The 23,704-nt window shown below is 70.7% G+C and carries 25 protein-coding genes, 1 pseudogene and 1 riboswitch; of the genes and pseudogenes, 11 read left to right on the top strand and 15 right to left on the bottom strand.

From position 1 onward, the window contains the following. The 4 genes and pseudogenes from B1L11_RS52535 to B1L11_RS33185 form a co-directional block, all read left to right on the top strand. A pseudogene (locus tag B1L11_RS52535) lies at positions 1-490 on the top strand (hypothetical protein); the annotation flags it as partial. Further along, positions 460-1,683 (top strand): helicase-associated domain-containing protein, encoded by a 1,224-nt coding sequence (locus B1L11_RS33195; RefSeq protein ID WP_256863099.1) that lies wholly within the window; start codon positions 460-462, stop codon positions 1,681-1,683. The pseudogene B1L11_RS52535 and the gene B1L11_RS33195, both read left to right, overlap by 31 nt. Positions 1,684-1,730: 47 nt before the next feature. Beyond that, positions 1,731-2,246, top strand: coding sequence for an MgtC/SapB family protein (locus B1L11_RS33190; protein WP_079319305.1), 516 nt, complete (start codon positions 1,731-1,733; stop codon positions 2,244-2,246). A gap of 72 nt (positions 2,247-2,318) precedes the next feature. After that, the gene (locus B1L11_RS33185) at positions 2,319-3,974 is read left to right on the top strand and encodes a DNA repair helicase XPB (protein WP_079319304.1); all 1,656 of its coding nucleotides are present in this window, start codon (positions 2,319-2,321) and stop codon (positions 3,972-3,974) included. Positions 3,975-3,984: 10 nt separating this feature from the next. On the opposite strand, the gene B1L11_RS52530 is transcribed toward B1L11_RS33185, so the two are convergent. Further along, a complete protein-coding gene (locus B1L11_RS52530) occupies positions 3,985-4,167 on the bottom strand; it encodes a CGNR zinc finger domain-containing protein (RefSeq protein WP_256863098.1) in 183 nt (60 codons plus the stop codon). Here B1L11_RS52530 and B1L11_RS52525 point away from each other — a divergent pair. Then, positions 4,148-4,612, top strand: a complete 465-nt coding sequence (locus tag B1L11_RS52525) for a hypothetical protein (protein WP_256863097.1) — start codon at positions 4,148-4,150, stop codon at positions 4,610-4,612. The two genes, B1L11_RS52530 and B1L11_RS52525, sit on opposite strands and share 20 nt — an antisense overlap. Before the next feature lie 10 nt (positions 4,613-4,622). Then, positions 4,623-5,492, top strand: a complete 870-nt coding sequence (locus B1L11_RS33175; protein WP_079319303.1) for a hypothetical protein — start codon at positions 4,623-4,625, stop codon at positions 5,490-5,492. A 342-nt stretch (positions 5,493-5,834) separates the two neighbouring features. Here B1L11_RS33175 and B1L11_RS33170 read toward each other — a convergent pair whose 3' ends face one another. Further along, positions 5,835-6,143 carry a hypothetical protein gene (locus tag B1L11_RS33170; protein ID WP_079319302.1) on the bottom strand — a complete coding sequence of 103 codons (309 nt, stop codon included), beginning with the start codon at positions 6,141-6,143 and terminating at the stop codon, positions 5,835-5,837. Positions 6,144-6,280: 137 nt separating this feature from the next. On the opposite strand from B1L11_RS33170, the gene B1L11_RS33165 reads away from it, so the two are divergent. Together B1L11_RS33165 and B1L11_RS33160 are read left to right on the top strand one after the other, a co-directional pair. Further along, positions 6,281-8,266 carry an AAA family ATPase gene (locus tag B1L11_RS33165; RefSeq protein WP_079319301.1) on the top strand — a complete coding sequence of 662 codons (1,986 nt, stop codon included), beginning with the start codon at positions 6,281-6,283 and terminating at the stop codon, positions 8,264-8,266. Continuing rightward, on the top strand, positions 8,263-8,691 hold the full coding sequence (locus B1L11_RS33160; RefSeq protein WP_079319300.1) for a GNAT family N-acetyltransferase: 429 nt from the start codon (positions 8,263-8,265) through the stop codon (positions 8,689-8,691). Before B1L11_RS33165 ends, B1L11_RS33160 begins: the two co-directional genes overlap by 4 nt. A gap of 73 nt (positions 8,692-8,764) precedes the next feature. Here B1L11_RS33160 and groL read toward each other — a convergent pair whose 3' ends face one another. From groL to B1L11_RS33135, 5 genes are all read right to left on the bottom strand, one after another. Next, a complete protein-coding gene (gene groL / locus B1L11_RS33155) occupies positions 8,765-10,387 on the bottom strand; it encodes a chaperonin GroEL (RefSeq protein WP_079319299.1) in 1,623 nt (540 codons plus the stop codon). Positions 10,388-10,722: 335 nt separating this feature from the next. Continuing rightward, entirely contained in the window at positions 10,723-10,923 is a 201-nt protein-coding gene (locus B1L11_RS33150; RefSeq protein WP_079319298.1) for a cold-shock protein, read from the bottom strand. A gap of 256 nt (positions 10,924-11,179) precedes the next feature. After that, positions 11,180-11,455: a MoaD/ThiS family protein gene (locus tag B1L11_RS33145; protein ID WP_030509193.1), complete on the bottom strand. Its 276-nt coding sequence runs from the start codon at positions 11,453-11,455 to the stop codon at positions 11,180-11,182. Positions 11,456-11,499: 44 nt separating this feature from the next. Beyond that, the gene (gene thrC, locus B1L11_RS33140; protein WP_079319297.1) at positions 11,500-12,774 is read right to left on the bottom strand and encodes a threonine synthase; all 1,275 of its coding nucleotides are present in this window, start codon (positions 12,772-12,774) and stop codon (positions 11,500-11,502) included. Positions 12,775-12,788: 14 nt separating this feature from the next. Then, positions 12,789-12,928, bottom strand: a riboswitch (SAM riboswitch). 96 nt (positions 12,929-13,024) lie between these two features. Further along, on the bottom strand, positions 13,025-13,576 hold the full coding sequence (locus B1L11_RS33135; protein WP_079319296.1) for an RNA polymerase sigma factor: 552 nt from the start codon (positions 13,574-13,576) through the stop codon (positions 13,025-13,027). A gap of 103 nt (positions 13,577-13,679) precedes the next feature. Between B1L11_RS33135 and B1L11_RS33130 the strand changes: the two genes are divergently transcribed. Then, on the top strand, positions 13,680-15,104 hold the full coding sequence (locus B1L11_RS33130; protein ID WP_079319295.1) for a trehalose-6-phosphate synthase: 1,425 nt from the start codon (positions 13,680-13,682) through the stop codon (positions 15,102-15,104). Positions 15,105-15,163: 59 nt separating this feature from the next. After that, positions 15,164-16,330 carry a sugar MFS transporter gene (locus B1L11_RS33125; protein ID WP_079319294.1) on the top strand — a complete coding sequence of 389 codons (1,167 nt, stop codon included), beginning with the start codon at positions 15,164-15,166 and terminating at the stop codon, positions 16,328-16,330. A gap of 25 nt (positions 16,331-16,355) precedes the next feature. Here B1L11_RS33125 and B1L11_RS33120 read toward each other — a convergent pair whose 3' ends face one another. The 4 genes from B1L11_RS33120 to B1L11_RS33105 all read right to left on the bottom strand — a co-directional run bounded on the left by B1L11_RS33120 (position 16,356) and on the right by B1L11_RS33105 (position 18,836). Continuing rightward, a complete protein-coding gene (locus tag B1L11_RS33120; protein WP_079319293.1) occupies positions 16,356-16,955 on the bottom strand; it encodes a hypothetical protein in 600 nt (199 codons plus the stop codon). 72 nt (positions 16,956-17,027) lie between these two features. Further along, positions 17,028-17,627, bottom strand: coding sequence for a hypothetical protein (locus B1L11_RS33115; protein WP_079319292.1), 600 nt, complete (start codon positions 17,625-17,627; stop codon positions 17,028-17,030). A gap of 10 nt (positions 17,628-17,637) precedes the next feature. Next, positions 17,638-18,363: a trehalose-phosphatase gene (gene otsB / locus B1L11_RS33110; protein ID WP_306291737.1), complete on the bottom strand. Its 726-nt coding sequence runs from the start codon at positions 18,361-18,363 to the stop codon at positions 17,638-17,640. A 191-nt stretch (positions 18,364-18,554) separates the two neighbouring features. Next, on the bottom strand, positions 18,555-18,836 hold the full coding sequence (locus B1L11_RS33105; protein WP_079319307.1) for a DUF3263 domain-containing protein: 282 nt from the start codon (positions 18,834-18,836) through the stop codon (positions 18,555-18,557). A gap of 106 nt (positions 18,837-18,942) precedes the next feature. On the opposite strand from B1L11_RS33105, the gene B1L11_RS33100 reads away from it, so the two are divergent. Further along, positions 18,943-19,749, top strand: coding sequence for an S-adenosyl-l-methionine hydroxide adenosyltransferase family protein (locus B1L11_RS33100; RefSeq protein WP_256863096.1), 807 nt, complete (start codon positions 18,943-18,945; stop codon positions 19,747-19,749). Positions 19,750-19,764: 15 nt separating this feature from the next. On the opposite strand, the gene B1L11_RS33095 is transcribed toward B1L11_RS33100, so the two are convergent. The 4 genes from B1L11_RS33095 to B1L11_RS33080 are packed head-to-tail and all read right to left on the bottom strand — an operon-like array spanning position 19,765 to position 23,676. Beyond that, positions 19,765-20,781, bottom strand: coding sequence for an ABC transporter ATP-binding protein (locus B1L11_RS33095; RefSeq protein ID WP_079319290.1), 1,017 nt, complete (start codon positions 20,779-20,781; stop codon positions 19,765-19,767). Then, on the bottom strand, positions 20,765-21,796 hold the full coding sequence (locus B1L11_RS33090; protein ID WP_179155440.1) for an ABC transporter ATP-binding protein: 1,032 nt from the start codon (positions 21,794-21,796) through the stop codon (positions 20,765-20,767). Before B1L11_RS33090 ends, B1L11_RS33095 begins: the two co-directional genes overlap by 17 nt. Before the next feature lie 13 nt (positions 21,797-21,809). Then, positions 21,810-22,757, bottom strand: a complete 948-nt coding sequence (locus tag B1L11_RS33085; RefSeq protein ID WP_079319289.1) for an ABC transporter permease — start codon at positions 22,755-22,757, stop codon at positions 21,810-21,812. Continuing rightward, complete coding sequence (locus B1L11_RS33080; protein ID WP_079319288.1) at positions 22,750-23,676, bottom strand: ABC transporter permease; 927 nt, start codon at positions 23,674-23,676, stop codon at positions 22,750-22,752. Before B1L11_RS33080 ends, B1L11_RS33085 begins: the two co-directional genes overlap by 8 nt. Positions 23,677-23,704: the final 28 nt, after the last annotated feature.

The following is a 23,704-nucleotide window of genomic DNA, read 5'->3' as shown; positions in this document are numbered from 1 at the left end:
CATCGAGCAACTGCTGGCCCGCGGGCTCGCTCGGCGCGACCGGGAGGAGACCGTCGCGGCTTCCCCGCCGAGGTCGCCCTCGTGCTGCCGCGACGGCCGCGTGCACCGCGACCTGTCCCCCGGCCCGCCCGCCCTGGAGGGCCCGTCACGCGACCAGGACCTGGCCGACCGCACGGCCGCCGGGCAGGCGTTCACGTTCGTGCGCACGGTCGAGGAGCTGTGCGAGGTGTGGAGCGTGGACCCGCCGGGCGTGCTGCGCGCGGGCGGCCTCGCCGTACGCGACCTCAGGCGGACGGCCCAGCTCCTCGACCTGCCGGAGTGGGCGGCGGGGCTGGTCGTCGAGGTCGCGCACGCGGCCGGGCTGGTCGCGGCGGGCGAGGGGGAATGGCTGCCGACGGGCGGCTACGACGGCTGGCGGATCAAGGCCACCGAGGACCGCTGGGCGGTGCTCGCCGACGCGTGGGCCGTGATGGAACGCGCCCGGGGCTGATCGGCGAGCGGGACGACCGCGACCGCCCACTGAACGCCCTCCATCCCGATCTGCGCAGGCCGGGGGCCGCTCAGACGCGGGCGCGCACGCTCGCCGTGCTGGAGTCGGCCCCGCCCGGCCTCGCGCCGACGCCCGAGTCCGTGCTGGCCCGGCTCGCCTGGGAGCAGCCCCGCCGCCGTCCCGCGCTGCGCGACCGGCTCGTACGCTTCGCGCTGCGCGAGGCCGAGCACATCGGGGTGACCGGGCTCGGCGTGCCGTCCTCACACGGCCGGGCCGTGGCCCGGGGCGACGGCACGGCGGCCGGGCTGCTCGGCCCGCTGCTGCCCGAGGCGGTCGACCACGTGCTGCTGCAGGCCGACCTCACGGCCGTGGCGCCGGGCCCGCTGACCACCGAACTCGGCCGCAGGCTCGCGCTCATGGCCGACGTGGAGAGCAAGGGCGGGGCGACGGTGTACCGCTTCTCCGAGCAGTCGGTCCGCCGGGCGCTCGACGCGGGGCATTCGGCCGACGACCTGCTCGCCGTGCTGGAACGCCACTCGGCGACCCCGGTCCCGCAGCCGCTGAGGTATCTGGTCACCGATGTCGCCCGCCGCCACGGGCGGATCCGGGTCGGCTCGGCGTCGGCCTATGTCCGGTGCGACGACCCGGCCCTGCTCGACGAGGTGCTCGCCGACAAGCGGGCCCACCTACTGCGGTTTCGGCGGCTCGCGCCGACCGTGCTGGCTTCCAAGACGTCCCGGGCCGCGCTGGTCGACTCGCTGCGGGCGATGGGGTACGCGCCGGTGGCCGAGTCGCTGGAGGGCGACGTGGTCGTCGCGCGGGCCGACGCCCGGCGGACCGAGGGACAGCTCACCGCCCGGGTGTCCGCGAGCACCGCGCCCGACCCCGAGGTGGTCGCCGCGGCCGTGCGGGCGATGCGGGCGGGGGACGATCGGCGGCGGCCCGTGGAGGCGCCGGAGGGCCAGGTGCCCCGCTCCCCCGCGACCGCCACGATCAGCGCGCTCCAGGAGGCCATCCGGCAGGGGTCGCGGGTGTGGATCGGCTACCTCGACTCGCAGGGACACGCCACCAGCCGCATCCTCGAACCGGCCCGGATGGAGGGCGGCTACCTCACCGCGTACGACGAGACCCGGGCGACGGTCCACCGCTTCGCCCTGCACCGCATCACCGGCATCGCCGAGATCGGCCGATGACTCATCCGTGGTAAACCTTGAGGTCCCCCGTAGTAAAGGATTTCAGGGTGACGACTCCAGAGCAGCCGGGGCAGGGACCCCAGGATTGGCAGACCCCCCCGTCCAACCCCTATGGGCCGCCGTCCGGCGCCAACCCCTACGGCCAGCAGCAGTACGGGCCGTACGGCCCGCCGCCGGGACCCGACCCCAACCAGCAGTACGGGCAACACGGTCAGTACGGCCAGCCGGGCCAGTACGGCCAGCCGGGGCCGAACCCCTACCAGCAGCAGTACGGCTACTACCCGCCCGGCGGTTACCCGCCGAGGCAGGAGGGCCCGCGCACGCACGCGATCGTGGCCCTCGTCATCAGCCTCGTGCTGGCGTTGAGCTGCTACATCTCCCTCGGCGGCATCGCCGGGGCGATCCTGTCCGGGATCGCGCTCAGCAAGGTGGACACCCAGCCGGACCAGTCCCGCAAGCTGCTGAAGTGGACGTGGATCGCCATCGGCATCAACGTCGTCCTGTTCGTGCTCGGGATCGGTGCGGTCATCTGGGCCGGGGTCAACGGCTACCTCGACGACTGATTCCCGCGACTGGGACTGATTCGGCCCGGCCTCGTGTTTGATATGCGGTAGCCGTACGAGGGGGAGCAGGCATTGAGTGACGGGCCGCTGATCGTCCAGTCCGACAAGACGCTGCTGCTGGAGGTCGACCACCCCAGGGCGGACGAGTGCCGCAAGGCCATCGCGCCGTTCGCCGAACTCGAACGCGCCCCCGAGCACGTCCACACCTACCGGGTCACCCCGCTCGCGCTGTGGAACGCCCGGGCCGCCGGGCACGACGCCGAGCAGGTGGTCGACGCGCTGATCGGCTTCAGCCGCTATCCCGTGCCGCACGCGCTGCTCGTGGACGTCGCCGAGACCATGGCGCGGTACGGCAGGCTGCGGCTGGAGAAGCACCCCATCCACGGCCTGGTGCTCACCAGCACCGACCGCGCCGTGCTGGAGGAGGTGCTGCGCTCCAAGAAGATCCAGCCGCTGGTCGGGGAGCGCTTCGGCGCCGATATCGTGGCCGTGCACCCCTCGGAGCGCGGCAACATCAAGCAGACGCTGCTCAAGCTCGGCTGGCCGGCCGAGGACCTGGCCGGATACGTCGACGGCGAGCACCACCCCATCGACCTGCGCGAGGACGGCTGGTCGCTGCGGCCGTACCAGAAGGAGGCGGCCGACGCGTTCTGGCACGGCGGCTCCGGCGTCGTGGTGCTGCCGTGCGGCGCGGGCAAGACGATCGTGGGTGCGGCGGCGATGGCGCACGCCCGGGCGACCACGCTGATCCTGGTCACCAACACGGTCTCGGCCCACCAGTGGAAGCAGGAGCTGCTCAGGCGCACCTCGCTGACCGAGGACGAGATCGGCGAGTACACCGGCACCAAGAAGGAGATCCGCCCGGTCACGATCGCCACCTACCAGGTCATGACGACCCGGCGGCAGGGCACCTATCGGCACCTCGAGCTGTTCGACGCCCGCGACTGGGGGCTCGTCGTCTACGACGAGGTCCACCTGCTGCCCGCGCCGATCTTCCGGATGACCGCGGACCTGCAGGCCCGCCGGCGCATCGGCCTCACCGCCACGCTCGTACGCGAGGACGGCCGGGAGGGCGACGTCTTCTCGCTCATCGGGCCGAAGCGGTACGACGCGCCCTGGAAGGAGATGGAGAACCAGGGCTACATCGCCCCCGCCGAGTGCGTCGAGGTGCGGGTGACGCTGAGCGACGACGAGCGGCTGGCCTACGCCATGGCCGAGAGCGACGAGCGCTACCGGTTCTGCTCGACCACCCCCGCCAAGACGAGGGTGACCGAGGCGCTGGTGCGGCGGCACGCGGACGAGCAGGTGCTGGTCATCGGGCAGTACATCGACCAGCTCGACGAGCTGGGCGAGCACCTGAACGCGCCGGTCATCAAGGGCGAGACCAAGGTCAAGGAGCGCGAGCGCCTGTTCCAGGCGTTCCGCGACAAGGAGATCCGGGTGCTGGTGGTCTCGAAGGTCGCCAACTTCTCCATCGACCTGCCCGAGGCGGCGGTGGCGATCCAGGTCTCCGGCACGTTCGGCTCGCGCCAGGAGGAGGCCCAGCGGCTCGGCCGGGTGCTGCGCCCCAAGGCGGACGGCGGCGGCGCGCGGTTCTACTCGGTGGTCAGCCGCGACACGGTCGACCAGGAGTTCGCCGCGCACCGGCAGCGGTTCCTCGCCGAGCAGGGGTACGCCTACCACATCATCGACGCCGACGACGTGGGCGAGGAGGACCCGGCGCGCTGACCTCCTCCGGTCACGTACGGCGCCGGGCGCGGTAGGCGCTGGCCTTGGCCCGGTTCTGACAGGACAGATCGCAGAAGCGGCGCGAGGCGTTGCGCGTGGTGTCGAAGAAGACCAGGGAGCACGACGCGGCCTGGCAGGCGCCGAGCCGCGCCCCCTGGCCCACCCCGATGACCATGGCCAGCGCGGTGCCCATGTCGGCGGCCCAGGCGTCCACGAGCGTCGCGCCCGGCCGGTGGAAGGCCAGCTGGAGCGGCTTTCCCGGGTCGCCGTACCAGGGTGGGCACGGCGCCGTGCCGCGCCAGGAGGTCGTTGAGCCGTTCGGCCGCCTCGGGCAGGCGGTCCCCCGCGCCGTACAGCGGGCGCAGCTCGGCGGCGACCTCCGCGAGCCGATCGGCGTCGGCCGCCGTGAGCCCGCTCGGAGGGCGACCGGCGGCGGCGAGGCCGGCGTGGATCGCGGCGAGCCGTTCGGCGCCCGTCTGCGGCGGTGTGACAGGGCGTCCGTGCACCGACTCGGCGGCGAGGGCGTTCACCAGGAGGACGGCGAGTTCCACCCTGCTCCCGACATAACTGTCTATCTCGGATTGACCAGTGATGCGCCATGGCTCTATCGTCACTGTCGTAGCTTAACTAGACAGTGAGGTTTGAGGCATGTCCGTACGCCTGGCCCGCACCATGTGGCATCAGATCGAGCCGGTCCACGCCACGCTCTACTTCAGCCCGGAGGCCTTCGAGGAGGCCGCCGCGCTCGGCTACGACGTCACGACGCGCTGGCCGAGCTACTTCGCCTGGCGCACCGCGCCGCTGGGCGCGGCGGGACCCGCCCTGGTGGCCGCCACCTACTACAGCTTCAGCCCGAGCATGATCGCCGAGTACGTGCCGGGCGTCTGGGAGACCGCGACGCCCGCACAGGTGCTGGAGGCGCGGCTGCGGGCGATGGACCGGACGTTGCGCGGGCTCCTCGGCGACCGGATCGACGACGGCGTCAAGGAGGCGGCCGAGCTGGCGATCAGGGCGGCGGAGAGCGTGGACGTCGCCCACCGGCCGCTCGCCGCGGCCAACCTCGACCTCCCCTGGGCGGAGGAACCGCACGTGGCGCTGTGGCAGGCGTACACGGTGCTGCGCGAGCACCGCGGCGACGGGCACCTGACGGCCCTGCACGCCGCCGGCCTGGACGCCTGCGAGGCCCTGGTCTCCTTCGCCGCAGTCGGGGCGGCCCCGGCCGAGAACTTCGCCGGCCGCGGCTGGAGCGACGAGGAATGGGCCGCCGCCCGCGACCGGCTCGCCGGACGCGGGCTGATCGACGGCGAGGGGACGGCCACCCCGGCGGGGCGGGCGCTGCGCGACCAGGTCGAGCGCATGACCGACGAGCTGGCGGCGGGCCCGTGGCGGGCGCTCGGCGAGGCAGGGGCCGAGCGGCTGGCCGAGCTCAACCTGCCGTTGCTCGGGGCCGTGTTCGAGGCGGGCCTGCTACCCACCGTCACCACACTCGGCATCGGCAAGATCCAGGCCCCCGAGTGATCCCTCCCGCCGGTCTTCGCCCGGACCGGCGGCGTCACTAGGTCCAGGAGATGCCCTTGGGCCTTGTCACCACATCACCCCCTCGCGCCTTACCCGTCCATGATGCAGTCGTGATGGCGGCAATACCCAGCAGACAAGGCGAATCACGCAATATGCGCATTTTTCGTCTTGCTCCTGGTTTCTCGCTGCCCGCTACCTCGCCCTTGAGCACGCACGGCTCATATAAAGCGCCATATCGGGACAAATCACCCCACTACTGCATGTCGTTTCCCCGGCGGCCTGACCATGGAGCGCTCCATCGTCAGCGCCGGAAAGCTTTCCGCGCCGATCACCGGGACGCGGTCATTGGGCGGCCAGGCCGCCGACGAACAGCACCACGAGCGCGACGACCCAGGCCCCCACGGCGACGCCGTACAGGGACTCGCGCCTGGCGAGCCAGGCGACCCCGGTGGCGCACGCCGCGACCACCGCGACCATCACGGACAGCGCGATCACCGAGGCGATCCGGTCCGCGCAGTCCGGCGACGGTCCCAGGCTCGTCACGCAGAAGGCCTGCCTGCTCCAGTCGCCGAAGACCGCGAACCCCCACAGCGTGGCGAGCAGCAGGCTCGCCGCCGCCTGGATCGCCGGAGGAACCACGGTGCGCGTCACCCGGGTACAGATACCCGCCCGGGGAAACGGCGACACGCGAGAGAAATACCGTTTCGGCATTGCGGTGCCCATCGCTAAGCTCTTGTGCTTCCCGCTTCCACCAGTCCTGTCCCCGTCATGCCCGGAGGAGCTTCCGCATGCCCGGAAATGTGCTCGAAGCCGAGCGCGCCCATCTCGCGGCCTCCCGCGCCGCGCTGCGAGCGATGCGTGAGCACGCGCAGTCGCTGTCGGCCGACGCCGCCGGCGACTGGGTGTCCCAGCAGGTCCTGCAGGGCCTGCTCGACCAGCGGGTGGCCGCACTGGCCGACCACCCCGACGCGCCGCTGTTCTTCGGCCGGTTGGACCGCGCGGCCGGCGACGACCTGCCGAGCACGGTCTACGTCGGCCGCAGGCACGTCCACGACGAGAGCAGCCGGCCCCTCGTGATCGACTGGCGCGCCCCGATCTCGCGCGCCTTCTACCAGGCCAGTCCCGCCGACCCCATGGGGATCGCGCTGCGCCGCAGGTTCGGCTACCAGGGCGGCGACCTCACCGCGTACGAGGACGAACCACTCGACGGCCGAACGCTCGGGCAGAGCAGGCTGCTGACCGAGGAGATCGAGCGGCCCCGCACCGGCCCGATGCGCGACATCGTGGCGACCATCCAGCCCGACCAGGACGAGATCGTCCGCGCCGACCTCGGCGTGACCGTCTGCGTGCAGGGCGCGCCGGGCACCGGCAAGACGGCCGTGGGCCTGCACCGCGCGGCCTACCTGCTGTTCACCCACCGGGAGAAGCTGTCACGCTCCGGCGTGACGATCGTCGGGCCCAACCGGGCCTTCCTCTCCTACATCTCCTCGGTGCTGCCCGCGCTCGGCGAGGTGAAGGTCGACCAGACGACGGTGGCCGGCGTCCTGGGCGGCCATGCCCATCCCGAGGATCCCGCGGTGGCCGCCGTGAAGGGCGACGCCCGCATGGCCGAGGTCGTCAAGCGGGCGCTGTGGCTGCACGTCACCAAGCCGGCCGAAGGGGTGCTGTTCACCAAGGGCATCAACCGCTACCGGGTGGCCGATCACGAGGTGCGTGAGATCGTCGCCTCGCTGCGCGGCACGACGAGGTACGGCCCGGGCCGCACCACCCTGGCCCAGCGGCTCGCCCACGCCGTGCTCGTGCAGATGGAACGGCGCGGCGAGTCGCCCGACGACCGGGTGCAGGACGCGGTGGCCCGGTCGAAGCCGGTCAAGGCCGTGCTCGACGCCGTCTGGCCGAAGCTCACCCCCGAGCAGGTGCTGTTCCGGCTGCTGTCGGACCCCGAGTTCCTGGCCAAGGCGGCCCGGTCGGACCTCTCCCCGGAGGAGCAGCAGCTCATCGTGTGGCGCAAGCCGTACAAGTCGCACCGGTCGGCCAAGTGGACGGCCGCCGACGCGGCGCTGCTGGACGAACTCGGCGACCTGATCGAGCGGACGCCGTCGCAGGGACACCTCGTGGTGGACGAGGCGCAGGACCTGTCGGCGATGCAGTTGCGCGCGCTCGGACGCCGCTGCCGCACCGGCTCGGCGACCGTGCTCGGCGACCTCGCGCAGGGCACCACGCCCTGGTCGGCGCGTTCGTGGAAGACCGTGCTCGACCACCTCGGCCAGCCCTCGGGCGAGGTCACCGAGCTCACGCTCGGCTTCCGCGTGCCCCGCGAGGTCCTCGACTTCGCCGCGCGGCTGCTGCCCTCCGTGGCGCCGGAGCTCGCCCCGCCGCGCTCGCTGCGTCCCGGCGCCGGCTCCCTGTCCGTACGCCGCGAGACCGACGTCGCCGCCGCCCTTCCCGAGGCCGTACGGCAGGCCCTGGCGCAGGAGGGCTCCATCGGCGTCATCGCGGCCGACTCCGGTCTTCCCGCGCTCTCGGCGGCCCTGGAGGCCGCCGCGGTGCCGCACACGGTGCTCGGCCCCGACTCGACGGGCGACGACCGGGTGCTGCTGGTACCGGCGACGCTCGCCAAGGGCCTGGAGTACGACCACGTGATCGTCGCCGAGCCGGCCGCGATCGCGGAGGCCGAGGAGCGCGGCCTCGCCCGCCTCTACGTGGTCCTCACCCGGGCGGTAACGTCACTGACCGTCCTGCACAGCCGTGACCTGCCCGAGGAACTGCGATGAACCCGCCCGATGTACGCATCCGCCACGGAGCGCTCGACGACGTCCCCGCCGTGCTGCGGTTCTGGCTGGACGCCGCGGAGAACACCGACAGGCACGACGACGCCGGCAAGGTCGTGGCTCTGATCGAGCGCGACCCCGAGGCGCTGCTCATCGCCGAGATCGACGGCCGAATCGCCGGCACGCTCATCGCCGGGTGGGACGGCTGGCGCGCCCACCTCTACCGGCTCGCCGTGGACCCGGCCCACCGGCGCATGGGCATCGGATCGCGGCTGATCCGGGCCGCCGAGGAGCGGTTCAGGAAGTTCGGCGCGTTCCGCGCGGACGCGATGGTCCTGCACGACAACGCCCTGGCGCACCACGCCTGGACGGCGGCGGGATACGCGATGCAGACCGACTGCGCCCGCTGGGTCAGGCGCCTCACCTGAGGCGCTACAACGGGAAAGGGCGGCTCCCCCGAGGGGGAACCGCCCTTCCGTTGAGACGAAGCAGGCAGATGGATCAGAAGTCCATGTCGCCGCCGCCGGGCATGGCGGGGGCCTTCTCCTTCTCGGGCTTCTCGGCGATGACGGCCTCGGTCGTCAGGAACAGCGCCGCGATGGACGCCGCGTTCTGCAGCGCCGAGCGGGTGACCTTGGCCGGGTCGATGATGCCGGACTCGAACATGTTGACGTACTCGCCGGTCGCGGCGTTGAGGCCCTCACCAGCCGGGAGGTTGCGGACCTTCTCCACCACGACGCCGCCCTCGAGGCCGGCGTTGACGGCGATCTGCTTCAGCGGCTCCTCGAGCGCCTTGCGGACGATCGCGGCACCGGTGGCCTCGTCGCCGTTGACCTCGAGCTTGTCGAACGCGTTGGCGCCGGCCTGCAGCAGAGCCACGCCACCGCCGGGGACGATGCCCTCCTCGACCGCGGCCTTCGCGTTGCGGACGGCGTCCTCGATGCGGTGCTTGCGCTCCTTGAGCTCGACCTCGGTGGCCGCGCCGGCCTTGATGACGGCGACGCCGCCGGCCAGCTTGGCGAGGCGCTCCTGGAGCTTCTCGCGGTCGTAGTCGGAGTCGGTGCGCTCGATCTCGGCGCGGATCTCGTTGACCCGGCCGGCGATCTGCTCGGCGTCACCGGCGCCGTCGACGATCGTGGTCTCGTCCTTGGTGACGACGACCTTGCGGGCGCGGCCGAGCAGGTCGAGGGTGGCGTTCTCGAGCTTGAGACCGACCTCCTCGGAGATGACCTGGCCACCGGTGAGGATGGCGATGTCACCCAGCATGGCCTTGCGGCGGTCGCCGAAGCCCGGAGCCTTGACGGCCACGGACTTGAACAGGCCGCGGATCTTGTTGACGACCAGGGTGGCCAGGGCCTCGCCCTCGACGTCCTCGGCGATGATGACCAGCGGCTTGCCGGACTGCACGACCTTGTCGAGCAGCGGGAGCAGGTCCTTGTTCGCCGAGACCTTGGAGTTGACGATCAGGATGTACGGGTCCTCGAAGACCGCCTCCATGCGCTCGGGGTCGGTCACGAAGTAGCCGGACACGTAGCCCTTGTCGAAGCGCATGCCCTCGGTGAGCTCCAGCTCCAGGCCGAAGGTGTTGCTCTCCTCGACGGTGATGACGCCTTCCTTGCCCACCTTGTCCATCGCCTCGGCGATGAGGGCGCCGATCTCGGTGTCGGCGGCGGAGATGGAGGCGGTGGAAGCGATCTGCTCCTTGGTCTCCACGTCCTTGGCGAGCTTCGACAGCTCCTCGCTGACGCGCTCGACGGCGGCCTCGATGCCCTTCTTCAGCGCCATCGGGTTGGCACCGGCGGCCACGTTGCGCAGACCCTCGCGGACCAGCGCCTGGGCGAGCACGGTGGCCGTCGTGGTGCCGTCACCGGCGACGTCGTCGGTCTTCTTCGCGACTTCCTTGACGAGCTCGGCGCCGATCTTCTCCCACGGGTCCTCGAGCTCGATCTCCTTGGCGATGGAGACACCGTCGTTGGTGATCGTGGGGGCGCCCCACTTCTTCTCCAGCACGACGTTGCGGCCCTTGGGGCCGAGGGTCACCTTCACGGCGTCGGCGAGCTGGTTCATACCGCGCTCGAGACCGCGCCGGGCGTCCTCGTCAAACGCGATCATCTTGGCTGCCATTAGGCTAGACCTCCCAGTAGCAGGGTGTCTTCAACGGACCGAGCCGACGCCCGCGACGGCTTGGACCCGCTATCCCTGCGCGGGCCCCATCGCCCCGATCCCGGTTGTTGTCACTCTCGACCTCAGAGTGCCAAACAAGTATTTAGCACTCTACCCCTGAGAGTGCAAGCGGAAGCCGTTCTGACCAGCTTGGACGGTATGCCCAGACCAGTGCGAAGCGGGAGACACCGAGCGAGCCTACGAGCGAAGCGGGAGACACCGAGCGAAGCGGGAGACACGCGGAAGGCCCGGCACGCGGTGTCCGCGCGCCGGGCCTTCCAAGGTCGATGACGGGATCAGACGGCCCGTACGGCTTCCGCCTGCGGGCCCTTCTGACCCTGCGTGATGTCGAACTCAACCCGCTGACCCTGCTCGAGGGCCTTGTAGCCGTCCATCAGGATTGCCGAGTAATGGACGAACACGTCCTTACCACCGTCTACCGCGATGAAGCCGTAGCCCTTGTCCGCGTTAAACCATTTGACGGTGCCCTGCGCCACTTCCGACTCCTCTTGCTGGGCTGGGGACCACACCCAAGAAGCCCCCGGTTTTGTCGATCGTCCTCGACCATACCCGTGTCAAGGCGTAGGACAACAGAGTCAATCCGCAAACTACTACTTGGCGTTCGCTCAAAGCGGGATCGAAGAATATTCACTTTGCTGTTGAATAGTTGAGAGCTGCACCATTTGCCATGGCACCGCATGACTTCTTCACCGACAGAAGTGCATGTCAGGTGCTCGGCCCCGGCGCGGCGGCTCAGCCTCCGGCGACGGCGGGGATGACCGAAATCTGCACCCCGTCCGGCGTGGCGGTGTCCAGACCGTCGGCGAATCGGACATCCTCTTCCCCGACGTAGACGTTGACAAAACGCCGGATCTTACCCGTCTCATCCAGGATGCGCCCGCCGATGCCGGGGTAGTCCGCGTCCAGCTTCTGCAGGACCTCCCGGAGCGTTCCCCCCTCCCCGCTCACCTCCGCGGCTCCGTTGGTGTACGTCCGGAGAATCGTCGGAATCCGCACGGAAACGCTCATTGTTCGCTCGCTTTCTTACTACCGATGGGCCTTTTGAAACGCTTTCAGTTGGCGAATGCCGCACGGAACGCGTCGAGAGAGGGACGGATGACGGCGGCGGGACGGGCGTGCTCGGACACCGCGTCGAGTGTCTTCAGCCCGTCGCCGGTGTTCAGCACCACGGTCTCGGCGTCGGGGTCGAGACGGCCCTCGCGCACCAGCTTGCGGAGCACGCCGACCGTGACGCCGCCCGCGGTCTCGGCGAAGACGCCCTCGGTCCTGGCCAGCAGGCGGATGGCCTCGACCACTTCCTGGTCGTTCACGTCCTCCACCGCGCCGCCCGTCCGCCGCGCGATGTCGAGCACGTACGGCCCGTCCGCGGGGTTGCCGATCGCCAGGGACTTGGCGATGGTGTCGGGCCGCACCGGCTGCACCACGTCCTGCCCGGCCTTGAACGCCCGGGAGACCGGCGAGCAGCCCTCGGCCTGCGCCCCGAAGATCCGGTAGGGCCGCTCCTCGACCAGCCCCAGCTTGATCAGCTCACGGAAACCCTTGTCGATCTTGGTGAGCTGAGAGCCGGAGGCCACCGGGATGACGATCTGGTCGGGCAGCCGCCAGCCGAGCTGCTCGGCGATCTCGTACGCCAGCGTCTTGGAGCCCTCGGCGTAGAAGGGCCGGAGGTTGACGTTGACGAAGCCCCACTTCTCGCCCAGCTCGTCACCGATGAGCTCGGAGCAGAAGCGGTTGACCTCGTCGTAGTTGCCGTCGATGGCGACCAGGCGGCCACCGTACACGGCGGCCATGGTGACCTTGGCCGGCTCCAGGTCGGAGGGGATGAACACGCAGGAGTCCAGCCCGGCCCGGGCGGCGGCCGCGCTCACCGCGCCGGCGAGGTTGCCGGTGGAGGAGCACGACAGGGTGTGGAAGCCGAAGTTGCGCGCGGCCTCAAGCGCGATCGCGACGACCCGGTCCTTGAAGGAGTGGGTCGGGTTGCCGGAGTCGTCCTTGACGTGAAGCGACCGCAGGCCCAGCTCGGCCGCCAGCCTGTCGGCCTTCACGAGCTTGGTCCAGCCGGGCTGGAGGTTGGGCTTGGCCGCCACGCCGGCGGGAACGGGGAGCAGGGAGCGGTACCGCCAGATGTTCGCCGGGCCGGACTCGATGTCCTCCCGGCGAACCTCGCCGAAGTCGTACGCCACCTCAAGGGGGCCGAAACACTCCGTACAGGCGAAAATCGGACCGAGGTCGTAAAGAGCGCCACATTCGCGACACGAAAGGCCGGTGGCGGGGCCGAACTCGACGGTGTTCGCGGCAGTGTTAGCGGCAGTGCTGGTGTGCGCCATGAAGCGAGGCCTTTCCCTCATCTTCGCTCGCGACCACCTTGGCCGCGAGCCGGAATTGGCACCTGTCCCGGCCGGGCCTCGTGGGCACGAGTTCGACACCGGGGAGGTTGCCGGGGCTTCGCAGGGCCGGTCCCTCCACCCCTCTGGATGAGCATGTTCAGTTGTAGGACCTTCCGAGAAAGGTCTCTAGCACTGTACCCCGGCGTCCCCGGTGTCCGTTCCGACGTCTCACATGGCGAGACGTTTCGTATCAGCCGTACGCCTCGCCGAGTGCGCTCTGCACGTACTTGCGCGCCTGGTGGATACGGGACTTGACCGTTCCGAGGGGGATCTTGAGCTGGTCGGCGACCTCCGCGTAGTCGAGCTGGCAGATGTCGCGCAGCACGAGCGCCTGGGCGAGGTCGGGCCGCTCGGCCTCCAGCGCCTCCATCGCGTCGAGCAGGTCGAGCCGCGACCCGGCGATGACGCTCACCCGCCGGGGATCGGGCCGCTGCTCGGGCAGTTCCTCCGCCTGCTCCGACGAGCGCCGCTTGAGCGAGCGGTAGGTGGTCCTGGCGCAGTTCACGGTCACGATGTGCAGCCAGGTGCTGAACTTGGCCCGCCCCTCGAACCTCGCGATGTTGCGCGCCACGGCGAGCAGCGTGTCCTGCGCGGCCTCCTCGGCGTCCTGCCGATACGGTAGAAGGCGCTCGCAGTGCCGCAACACGTCGGGCTCGATGCGCCGCAGCAGTTCACCGAGCGCGCGGTGGTCCCCCTGGGCAGCCGATCGGGCCAGGTCCTCGGTCGTGTCGTCCAGTGCCATGCCGTATTCAGCCCTCCCGCGATCGGTTGACATCCTATTGACGGAGGTCGGCTTTTATTAATCTTCCGGCATGCGCGCCCGCTCTGATCGAGGGAACCCCAAGATGAGCAGCACCGTTCTGATCGCGTCCAACCGGGGTCCGGTGTCCTTCACGCTGTCGGACGACGGCGGCCTGACCATGCGCAGGGGCGGCGGCGGACTCGTCTCCGGCCTGTCCGAGGTGGTCAAGGACACCGACGTCCTGTGGGTCTGCGCGGCGCTGTCGGACGGTGACCGGGGCGCGGTGCGTCACGCGCCCGGCGGGCGGCTCGACCGGGCGTTCGAGACGGGGCCGATCCGCATGCTGGACATCCCGCCCGCGGTCTTCCACCGGGCCTACAACGCCGTGGCCAACTCGACTCTCTGGTTCGTCAACCACCTGCTTTACAACACGCCCTTCTCCCCCGAGTTCGGCACGCGGTTCCGCCGCGAGTGGGAGTCGTACCGCACGTACAACGGGGCCTTCGCGCTGGCCCTGGCCGAGGAGGCGGCCCACCGGGCGCGCGTCATGGTGCAGGACTACCACCTGACGCTGACCCCGGCGATGCTCCGGGTCGAGCGGCCCGACCTGCGCATCGCCCACTTCTCGCACACGCCCTGGGCGCCGCCCGAATACTTCGCGCTGCTGCCCGAGGACGTCGTGGCCGAGGTGCTGACCGGCATCCTCGGCGCCGACCACGCCGGGTTCCTCACCGCGCGCTGGGCCCGCGCCTTCATGGACTGCTGCGAGACGCTGCTCGGGGCCCGGGCGGACCACGCCGCCCGCACGGTGACGTACGAAGGGCGGACCACCAGGATCGGCGTCCACCCGCTGGGGGTGAACGGCGAGGCGCTGCTCGCCCGGGCGGGCGAGCCGGACGTCGAGTCGCACATGACCGTGATCAGGGACCTCGTGGGCGATCGCAAGCTGATCGTGCGCATCGACCGCACCGAGCTTTCCAAGAACATCGTGCGCGGCCTGCGGGCCTACCAGGAGTTCCTGGCCGCCCATCCCGAGTGGCACGGCCGGGTCGTCCACCTCGCGTTCGCCTATCCCTCGCGGCACGACCTGCCGGAATACCGCGAGTACACGGCGGCCGTGCAGCGCTGCGCCAAGGAGATCGAGGACGAGTACGCGACCGAGGACTGGGACCCGCTGATCCTCAACGTGAACGACGACTACCCGCGCTCGCTGGCCGCCTACCGGCTGGCCGACGTGCTGCTCGTCAACCCGATCAGGGACGGCATGAACCTGGTGGCCAAGGAGGGCCCGATCCTGTCGCCCCGGTGCGCGCTGGTGCTGTCCCGCGAGGCCGGCGCGGCGGCCGAGCTGGGGGCCGACTCCCTGCTCGTCAACCCCTACGACGTGTCCGGCACGGCGGCGGCGCTGCACGAGGCGCTGACGCTGCCGGAGCAGGAGCGGCTCACGCGCGGCCTGCGGCTGCGGGAGGCCGCCACCGCCCTGCCGCCCCAGCGCTGGTTCGAGGACCAGCTCGCCGCGCTGATCTAGACGGGGCGGCTGACCGGCTCTCGTGCCCGGATGATCTGCTGCGCTACCCTTGCCTGGTTTTGGACCGCAACATAAAGGTCACCAGGGACAGCCCCACCTGGTTGATCTATCTCCAGCTCGCCACCTTCGCCACCTACCTGTACGGCATGTCGGCCGCCCTGCCCCTCCTGCGCGCCGAACTCGGCGTGTCCCAGGCCGTCGGCGGGCTGCACGGCACCGGGATGGCGCTCGGCGGCATCGCCGGCGGGCTGGCCCTGCCCACGCTGACCAGGCGGTTCGGGCGCCGCGTCGTCACCTGGGCCGGTTTGGCCGGGATGAACGCCGGGGTGCTCCTCGTCCTGGTCGGGCACGCGCTCCCGTTCACGCTGGCCGGTTTCACGCTCGCCGGCGCCTGCGGTTCGACGGCGCTGTACGTGATGATGGCGGTGCTCAGCGACCACCACGGCCCGGCGGGGGCGGCCGTCATCAGCGAGGCCAACGCGGTCGCCGTCATCGCCGGAATCGCCGCCACCTACGCCTTCAGCGTGGTGGCCGAGTCGCCGGCCAGCTGGCGGCCCGCGCTGTTGGTGCCCGTGGCCTCCACCCTCCTGCTGGCCCTGGTCATGGGCCGGGTCTGGGTGCCGCCGGCGCCCGTTCCGCCGCGGTCGCCGTCGCCGTCCGCGGCCTCCGGCAGAATCCCGTACGGCTGGCGCTTCCACGTCGCCGGAGCGGTCCTGCTGTGCTGCGTGGCCCTCGAGTTCGCCTTCAACCTGTGGGCCGCCGAGTTGCTCTCCCAGCGGACCGGACTGTCCGCTGGCGTGGCGGCGACCGGGCTGAGCGCGATGCTGGCCGGCATGGCCGCGGGCCGGTTCGGCGGCGCCCGGCTGGCCCTGCGCTTCGCGCCGGGGTCGGTGCTGCTGGGCTCGCTCGGGGTGACCCTGGCGGGCTGGGCGCTGTTCTGGGCGGGAACCTCGGCGCCGGTCTGCTACGCCGGGCTCGCGCTCAGCGGGCTCGGCATCTCGGTCCAGTTCCCCATGGGCCTCACGCGCATGATCGAGGTGTCGGGAGGCCGGCCGGACCAGGCGTCGGGCACGGCCTCGATCTGGGCGGGCATGGGCTCGGGCAGCGGGCCGTTCGTGCTCGGCGCGCTGGGCGACGGTTTCGGGACGCACACGGCGTTCCTGCTCGCGCCCGCCCTGATCGCGATGGCCGCGGGCGGAGTGGCCGCGTCCAGGACGCGTTCCTGAACGTCCGGGCCACTCTGAAGGCCGATCAGTTCCAGGTCGCGTTCTTGAGGATCGCGCTCAGCTGCGGGTTGTCCCACTGGTCGAGGACCAGGATCTTCGACGTGGGCAGATACCACTCGCGCTGGTTGTAGTGCAGCTTCACCCGCCACTTCTTGTCGACGCAGGTCGCCGCCCACTTGTGGTAGTCCGCCTTGTGGCCGGGGCCGACCTGCCGCAGCCCCTTCTCCGCGATCTTCCACTCGCCCTTGTACAGCTTGTAGCTCTTGGGACAGATGCTGACGTCGGTCGCGGGATCGAAGCCGTACTTCGGCTTGTACGCCTGGAACGTGCGGAGCCCGATCTTGAGCGCCTTGGGACCCAGCACCCAGAAGCTGTGGCACCCCCAGTCGCGGAAACCGAAGTCCTCGGTGCCGTAGGTGGGGCACGAGCCGGTGATGACGCGCACCCAGTCCTTGTCGTCCTTGGCCACCTTCCACGACGTGGGGATCGTGAGGGTCAGACCGTTCCGCAGGTGGACCTGCTTGGTGCCGCCGCTTTCGCTCGCGAACGCCGCCGCCGGAGCCGTCAGGGTGGCCGCCAGCACGGCCAGGCCGGCCGCCGCGGCCGAGATCGTCTTTCTGAACATGTCCGGCACACTAGGCGCGGTCGCTTGCGGACGACTTGCGGCCCGATAGACAAAAGGTCACCAAATGCGGCGTCAGCTCCAGGTGGCGTTCTTGAGTATCGTGCTCAGGCCCGGGGTCCCCCACTGGTCGATCACCAGGATCTTCGACGTCGGCAGGTACCACTCGCGCTGGTTGTAGTGCGCCTTCACCTTGTAGGAGCTCATGGTCACGCAGGTCCCCGCCCAGTCGCGGTAGTACGCCTTGTGTCCCGGCCCGACCTGCCGCAGCCCCTTCGCGGCGAGCTTGCTCTGGCCCATGTAGAGGTTCTTCTTGACGGGGCAGGGCCCGACGTCGGTGGCCGGGTAGAACGGGCCGTCCGGCGTGTACTTCTGGAACAGCTCGTGGCCGATCTTGATGGCTCCGGGCCCCATGACCCAGAAGCTGTGGCACCCCGAGTCGCGGAAGCCGTACGTGTCCGTGCCCTTGGTGGGGCACGAGCCGGTGATGACCCGCACCCAGTCCTTGCGGCTGTCGTCGACCTTCCAGGACGACGGGATCGTGAGGGTCAGGCCCTTGCGCAGGTGCAGCGGCTTGGTGGCCGCGCTGTCGTTCGCGAACGCCGCCGCCGGAGCCGCCAGGGACGCCGCCAGCACGGCCAGGCCGGCCGCCGCGGCCGAGATCGTCTTCCTCATGCCCCGGACCTTACGCCCGGCCGCTTGCAGACGGCTTGCCGAGACCTGCCACGAGGTCGCCGAGGAAGGCCACGACGCCGTCGGGCCCGTCCACCACCACGTCGGCGCGCTCCGCCAGGGCGGTCACCTCCGTGGACCCGCTGCACACCCGTACGCCGGGGATCCCGGCCGACTCGACCGCGGCGAAGGCGGCGAGGTCCCCCAGGTCGTCGCCGACGAACATGACCGAGCGGGCGTCCCGCTCGGCGAGGAAGGCCGACAGGGCCCGTCCCTTGTCCATTCCGGCAGGCCGCAGCTCCAGCACCATGCGGCCCGGCTCGACCGCCAGCCCGGCCTCCTCGGCCAGCGCCGCGACCGGCCCGCGCAGCGCCTCCAGCGCCCCCGCGGGGTCGGCGCACCGCCGGGTGTGCACGGCGACGGCCCTGTCCTTGTCCTCGATCCACGCGCCGTCGAGGCCCCCCACGAGCTCGGGCAGCCGGGCGCGGACCAGGTCGAGCCCCGGCGGCGGGGGCGGAGCCGTCACCCGGCCGTCCTCCCAGCGTTCCAGCCCGTAGTGGCCGAGGATCACCAGGCCGGGCACGTCGGCGAGGGACGGCCCGCCGGGGACCTCGCCGAGGGTGAGCGCCGTACGCGGCGGGCGGCCGGTGACGATCACGACTGCGCGCACTAGCCGGGCGAGCGCGGCCAGCACGCCGGGCACGCCGGGATGCACCCGGGCGGCGGCGGGGTCGGGCACGATCGGGGGAGAGCGTGCCGTCGTAGTCGAGCCCGATCACGGCGCCGCCCGGATCGGCGACGATCGCGTCGAGTCCTGCGTGCGCGGGCAGGGTCATGGCCTCACTCCGAAGGGGGTCACGTGCGTACGCCTCGACGGCCTCATGCCCCGGGAGCGGGGCTCATGCGTGGAAGGGGAGAAACCAATGGGAATCAGGAGTTCAGTCCGAAGCGGCGGGCCGAGCGGTCGCGCCGCCGGCCGGCTCTCATCCGGCGCAGCCGCTTGACGAGCATGGGGTCGTGCTCGAGCGCCTCGGGCCGGTCGATCAGCTCCCCGAGTAACTGGTAATACCGGGTCGCCGAGATGCCGAAGGCCTCCCTGATCGCCTGTTCCTTGGCGCCCGCGTAACGCCACCACTGGCGCTCGAACGCGAGCATCTCGCGGTCGCGGTCCGAGAGGTCGAGCCCGTCGCCGCCGGCCGGTTCGGTGTCCATCCGCTCCTCCTCGATCGGCTCGCGAGCCCGTCCCATGGTAATGCCAAGCCCGCGAGACGAACCCGGGGTGTTCAGGCCGGGCAGGACGGACGTAATGTCACGTGGTGTGAGCTCTGTAATCACGCTTCTGACCGACTACGGGCTGGAGGACGGGTTCGTCGCCGCGTGCCACGGCGTGATCGCGGGCATCGCTCCGCAGGCTCGGATCATCGACGTGGGTCATCTCGTCCCCGCCGGGGACGTACGGCGCGGCGCGGCCATCCTCGCGCAGACCCTGCCCTACCTGCCGGCCGGCGTCCATCTCGCGGTCGTCGATCCCGCCGTGGGCGTGAACCGGCGCGCGGTCGCCGTGGAGGCGGGGGGACGGGTGTTCCTCGGCCCGGACAACGGCATCCTGTCGTGGGCCGTCCGCGCCGCGGGAGGCGCCGAGGCGGCCTACGACATAACGAACAAGGACCTGTTCCTGGCGAGCGTCTCACCGACCTTCCCGGGACGGGACCTGTACGCCCCGGTGGCCGCCCACCTGTGCGCCGGACGCGCGGTCGCCGACGTGGGGCCGCCGATGCCGGTGGAGCGCCTGGTGACCCTGCCCGCGCCGACCTGCCGGTTGCGCGACGGCGCGGCCGAGGGCGAGGTGCTGTCGGTGGACAGGCACGGCAACGTCCAGTTGTCGATCACCGCCTCCGACCTGGCCGAACTCGGCGTACGGCTCGGCGACACCATCGCCGTGTGGCTCGGGCGCCGCCAGGTCGCCGTGCCGTTCCGGGAGACGTTCACCGCCGTGCCGCCCGGCGACCTGGTGGCGTTCGCCGACTCCGCCGGCCTGGTCGCGATGGCGATCAACGCCGGCGACGCCGCCGACCGCCTGGGTCTGCCCCCGGGCGCGCACGTACGGCTGTCGCCCGGGCGCTGACCCGGCCGGTTGGTTCTACTGGGCGTTCACCACGTCGCGGGCCTCCGCGAAGTGGCAGGCGCTGGGGTGGCCGCTGCCCGGGCGCGCCTCCAGCGCGGGCGTCTGCTCGGCGCAGATGTCCTGCGCCTTCCAGCACCGCGTGCGGAAGTGGCAGCCCGAGGGCGGGTTGGCCGGTGAGGGCGGGTCGCCCTGCAGGATGATCCGCTGGCGGGTCTCCCGGCCCTCGGGGTCGGGCACCGGGACGGCCGACAGCAGCGCCTGGGTGTACGGGTGCGTCGGGCTGTCGTAGATCTCGGCGTCGCTGCCCAGCTCGACGATCTTGCCGAGGTACATCACCGCGACCCGGTCGGAGATGTGGCGGACCACCGACAGGTCGTGCGCGATGAAGATGTAGGCGAGGTCGAACTCGTTCTGCAGCCGCTCCAACAGGTTCATGACCTGGGCCTGGATCGACACGTCGAGCGCGGAGACCGGCTCGTCGCAGATGATGATCTCAGGCTGGAGCGCCAGGCCGCGGGCGATGCCGATGCGCTGGCGCTGGCCGCCGGAGAACTGGTGCGGGTAGCGGTTGATGTGGTCGGGGTTGAGGCCGACCACCTCCAGCAGTTCCTGCACCCGGCGCCGCCGGCCGCCCTTCGGCACGACGTCCGAGTGGATCTCGAACGGCTCCCCCACGATGTCGCCGACGGTCATCCGCGGGTTCAGCGAGGTGTAGGGGTCCTGCATCACCATCTGGATGTTGCGGCGCATCCGCTTGAGCTCGGCGCCCCTGGCCGTGGTGATGTCCCTGCCGTGGACGCGCACGGAGCCCGACGTGGGCCGCTCCAGCGCCATCAGCAGCTTGGCCAGGGTGGACTTGCCACAGCCCGACTCGCCGACGATTCCGAGCGTCTCACCCCGGTGCAGGTCGAAGGAGACCCCGTCAACGGCCTTGATCGCGCCGATCTGCCGCTTGACGACGATGCCCTGGGTGAGCGGGAAGTGCTTGACCAGGTCGCGGACTTCGAGGATCGACTCAGTGTTCGCCTTCATCGATGACCTCCCTCCAGTAGTGGCAGGCGCTGCCGCGGGTGCCACTGATCGTGTACAGCGGGGGCACGTCGGTCACGCAGTTCTCCCGCCGGTACGGGCACCGCGGGTGGAAGGCGCAGCCCGTCGGCATCTCCAGCAGGTTGGGCGGCAGGCCCTTGATCGCGTAGAGCTCCTGGCCCTTCTGGTCCACCCGGGGGATCGACTCCAGCAGCCCCTTGGAGTAGGGGTGGGCCGGGTTCTTGTACAGGTCGTGCACCGGGGCGTTCTCGACGATGCGCCCGCCGTACATGACCGCGATCTTGTCCGCGACGTCGGCGACGACGCCGAGGTCGTGGGTGATCAGGATCAGGCCCATGTTGCTGTCGCGCTGCAGTTCCGCGAGCAGGCCCATGATCTGGGCCTGGACGGTCACGTCGAGCGCGGTGGTCGGCTCGTCCGCGATCAGGATCTCCGGGTCGAGCGCGATCGCCATGGCGATCATGATGCGCTGCCGCATGCCGCCGGAGAACTGGTGCGGGAAGTCGTTGACCCGGTCCTTGGCGGCCGGGATCCTGACCCGGTCCATCAGCTCGACGGCCTTCTTCTTGGCCTCGGCCCGCGACGTGCCGCGGTGCATGCGGAACATCTCGGCGATCTGCCAGCCGACCGGGAAGACCGGGTTCAGCGCGGACAGCGCGTCCTGGAAGACCATGGAGATGCCCTCCCCGCGGACCCTCCTGCGCTGGTCCTCGGGGAGCTTGAGCAGGTCGACGCCCCGGAAGCGGATCTCGCCCCCGGTGATCTTCCCCGGGGGCATGTCGAGGATGCCCATGATGGTCTGGGCGGTGACGCTCTTGCCCGAGCCCGACTCGCCCAGCACGGCCAGCGTCTCGCCGGCGTCCACGCTGTAGGTCACGCCGTTGACGGCCTTGGCCACGCCCGCCCGGGTGCGGAACTCGACGTGGAGGTCGTCCACCTCCAGCAGGGCGCCGCTGTGGGAGCCTCTGCCCACCTGCTCGGAAAGCACTTCCGTCACTCGCTGTGCCTCCTCATCGAAGCTTCGGGTCGAGGGCGTCGCGTACGGCTTCGCCGAGCATGACGAAGGTCAGCACGCACAGGGACAGGAACGCGGCCGGGAAGAACATGGCGTGCGGCGCGGTCCTGATGTACGAGGCGTGGTCGGCGATCGCGATGCCCCAGGAGATGACCGGCGAGCGCAGGCCGATGCCGAGCAGCGACAGCGTGGCCTCGGCGCCGATGTAGCTGCCGATCGTGATCGTCGCGTACACGAGGATCGGCGCCAGCGAGTTCGGCAGGAGGTGCCTGAAGATGATCCGCAGCGGTCCGGCTCCGAGCGCCCTGGCGGCCTGCACGTAGTCCTGGTGCTTGGCCTGGATGACGGCCGAGCGGGCGATGCGCATCAGGATCGGCCAGCCCAGCAGGGCGAGCACGACGATGACGACCGCCATGATCGTCGCCTTGCCGGGGTTCGACTGGGCCGGCGCGATGGTGCCGAGGATGATGATCGCGCCCAGCACGTACGGCAGGCCGAGGAACATCTCGCCGACGCGGGAGATGATCGCGTCGAGCCAGCGCCCGAAGTAGGCCGCCAGCACGCCCGTCAGGCCGCCGAGCAGGACGGTGGCCAGCGTGGCCAGCACACCCACGATGATCGAGGTGCGGGCGCCGTACACCGCGCGGGCGTAGACGTCGCGCCCCTGAAGGTCGTAGCCGAACCACGCGTCCGAGCTCGGCAGCTCCATGCTCTTGGCGAGCGTGGCGTACTCCGGGTCCTTGTGCGTGAACAGCGACGGGAAGGCCGCCATCAGGAGGAACACGACCAGCATCACGAGCGAGATCCAGAAGATCTTGCGCCGCTTCAGGATGTCCCACGTGTCGCGCCAGAGGCTGCGCTGGCTGTCCCGGACCGCGACCGGGCTCGCCGTCGGCTCGTCCGCGCCCTTGATCAGATCTTGCGTCGCGGTCGGGTCACTCATAGCGGATCCTCGGGTCGAGCACGCCGTAGAGGAGGTCGACGAGCAGGTTGGAGAGCAGGTACACGAGCACGAGCAGCGTGGCCACGGGGACCACGATCGTGTAGTCCTGGCCGTTGATGGCCCGCCACAGCAGGCCGCCGATGCCGTGGATGTTGAAGATGCCCTCGGTGATGATGGCGCCGGACATCAGCGAGCCGACCTCGGTGCCGAGGAACGTCAGCACCGGGATGAGCGAGTTGCGCAGCAGGTGGATCCCGACCACCCGCCGGTTGCTCAGTCCCTTGGCCACGGCCGTACGCACGTAGTCGGCCCGCAGGTTCTCCACGATGCTCGTACGGGTGAGCCGCGCGGTGAACGCCATGTTGAGGCTGGCCAGCACCAGCGCCGGGACGATCAGCTCGGGGACCGTCGCCTCGTCCGACACGGTCGGCTCGATCACGTGGAACTGGACACCGAGGATCCACTGCAGCAGATAACCGGTGACGAAGATGGGCAGCGACAGCAGGAACAGCGTGGAGATCGTCACCACGTTGTCGAGGAAGCCGCCGCGCTTGAGCCCCGACAGCACGCCGGCGCCGATTCCGATGATCGCCTCGAAGAGCACCGCCATCAGCGCGAGCCTGATGGTGATCGGCCAGGCGTCGCCGAGCTGGGTCGCGACGGACACGCCGTTGAAGTCGGTGCCCAGGTTCCCGGTGAGCAGGTTCTTCAGGAAGCTCCAGTACTGCACCAGGATGGGCTGGTCCAGCCCGAACTGCTCGCGCATGGCCGTGACATAGCTGTCCGGACAGGGCCGCTGGCCGCATCTCCCGGCGAACGGGTCACCCGGAAGCTGCCAGACCATGTAGTTGATGATGAAGGTCGTGCCCAGCACGACAGGCACGAGTTGCAGCAGGCGCCGGATCGCGTATCGGCCCATGCGCACCTCCGATCTGACGCTAAAGGTC

This window comes from Microbispora sp. GKU 823 (assembly GCF_002027145.1).
Taxonomy (GTDB): Bacteria; Actinomycetota; Actinomycetes; order Streptosporangiales; family Streptosporangiaceae; genus Microbispora; species Microbispora siamensis.
This window is presented reverse-complemented; position numbering and strand designations above follow the sequence as displayed.

Excerpts from the sequence above, each read along its gene's own strand:
- B1L11_RS33165 (WP_079319301.1), top strand. The coding sequence starts at position 6,281 with ATGCCCGGAAATGTGCTCGAAGCCGAGCGCGCCCATCTCGCGGCCTCC.
- B1L11_RS33085 (WP_079319289.1), bottom strand. The coding sequence starts at position 22,757 with ATGAGTGACCCGACCGCGACGCAAGATCTGATCAAGGGCGCGGACGAG.
- B1L11_RS33105 (WP_079319307.1), bottom strand. The coding sequence starts at position 18,836 with ATGGACACCGAACCGGCCGGCGGCGACGGGCTCGACCTCTCGGACCGC.
- B1L11_RS33175 (WP_079319303.1), top strand. The coding sequence starts at position 4,623 with ATGTCCGTACGCCTGGCCCGCACCATGTGGCATCAGATCGAGCCGGTC.
- B1L11_RS33095 (WP_079319290.1), bottom strand. The coding sequence starts at position 20,781 with ATGAAGGCGAACACTGAGTCGATCCTCGAAGTCCGCGACCTGGTCAAG.
- B1L11_RS52530 (WP_256863098.1), bottom strand. The coding sequence starts at position 4,167 with ATGGGCACCGCGCTGGCCATGGTCATCGGGGTGGGCCAGGGGGCGCGG.
- B1L11_RS33145 (WP_030509193.1), bottom strand. The coding sequence starts at position 11,455 with ATGAGCGTTTCCGTGCGGATTCCGACGATTCTCCGGACGTACACCAAC.
- B1L11_RS33135 (WP_079319296.1), bottom strand. The coding sequence starts at position 13,576 with ATGGCACTGGACGACACGACCGAGGACCTGGCCCGATCGGCTGCCCAG.
- B1L11_RS33160 (WP_079319300.1), top strand. The coding sequence starts at position 8,263 with ATGAACCCGCCCGATGTACGCATCCGCCACGGAGCGCTCGACGACGTC.
- B1L11_RS33115 (WP_079319292.1), bottom strand. The coding sequence starts at position 17,627 with ATGAGGAAGACGATCTCGGCCGCGGCGGCCGGCCTGGCCGTGCTGGCG.
- groL (WP_079319299.1), bottom strand. The coding sequence starts at position 10,387 with ATGGCAGCCAAGATGATCGCGTTTGACGAGGACGCCCGGCGCGGTCTC.
- B1L11_RS33130 (WP_079319295.1), top strand. The coding sequence starts at position 13,680 with ATGAGCAGCACCGTTCTGATCGCGTCCAACCGGGGTCCGGTGTCCTTC.
- thrC (WP_079319297.1), bottom strand. The coding sequence starts at position 12,774 with ATGGCGCACACCAGCACTGCCGCTAACACTGCCGCGAACACCGTCGAG.
- B1L11_RS33080 (WP_079319288.1), bottom strand. The coding sequence starts at position 23,676 with ATGGGCCGATACGCGATCCGGCGCCTGCTGCAACTCGTGCCTGTCGTG.
- B1L11_RS33120 (WP_079319293.1), bottom strand. The coding sequence starts at position 16,955 with ATGTTCAGAAAGACGATCTCGGCCGCGGCGGCCGGCCTGGCCGTGCTG.
- B1L11_RS52525 (WP_256863097.1), top strand. The coding sequence starts at position 4,148 with ATGGCCAGCGCGGTGCCCATGTCGGCGGCCCAGGCGTCCACGAGCGTC.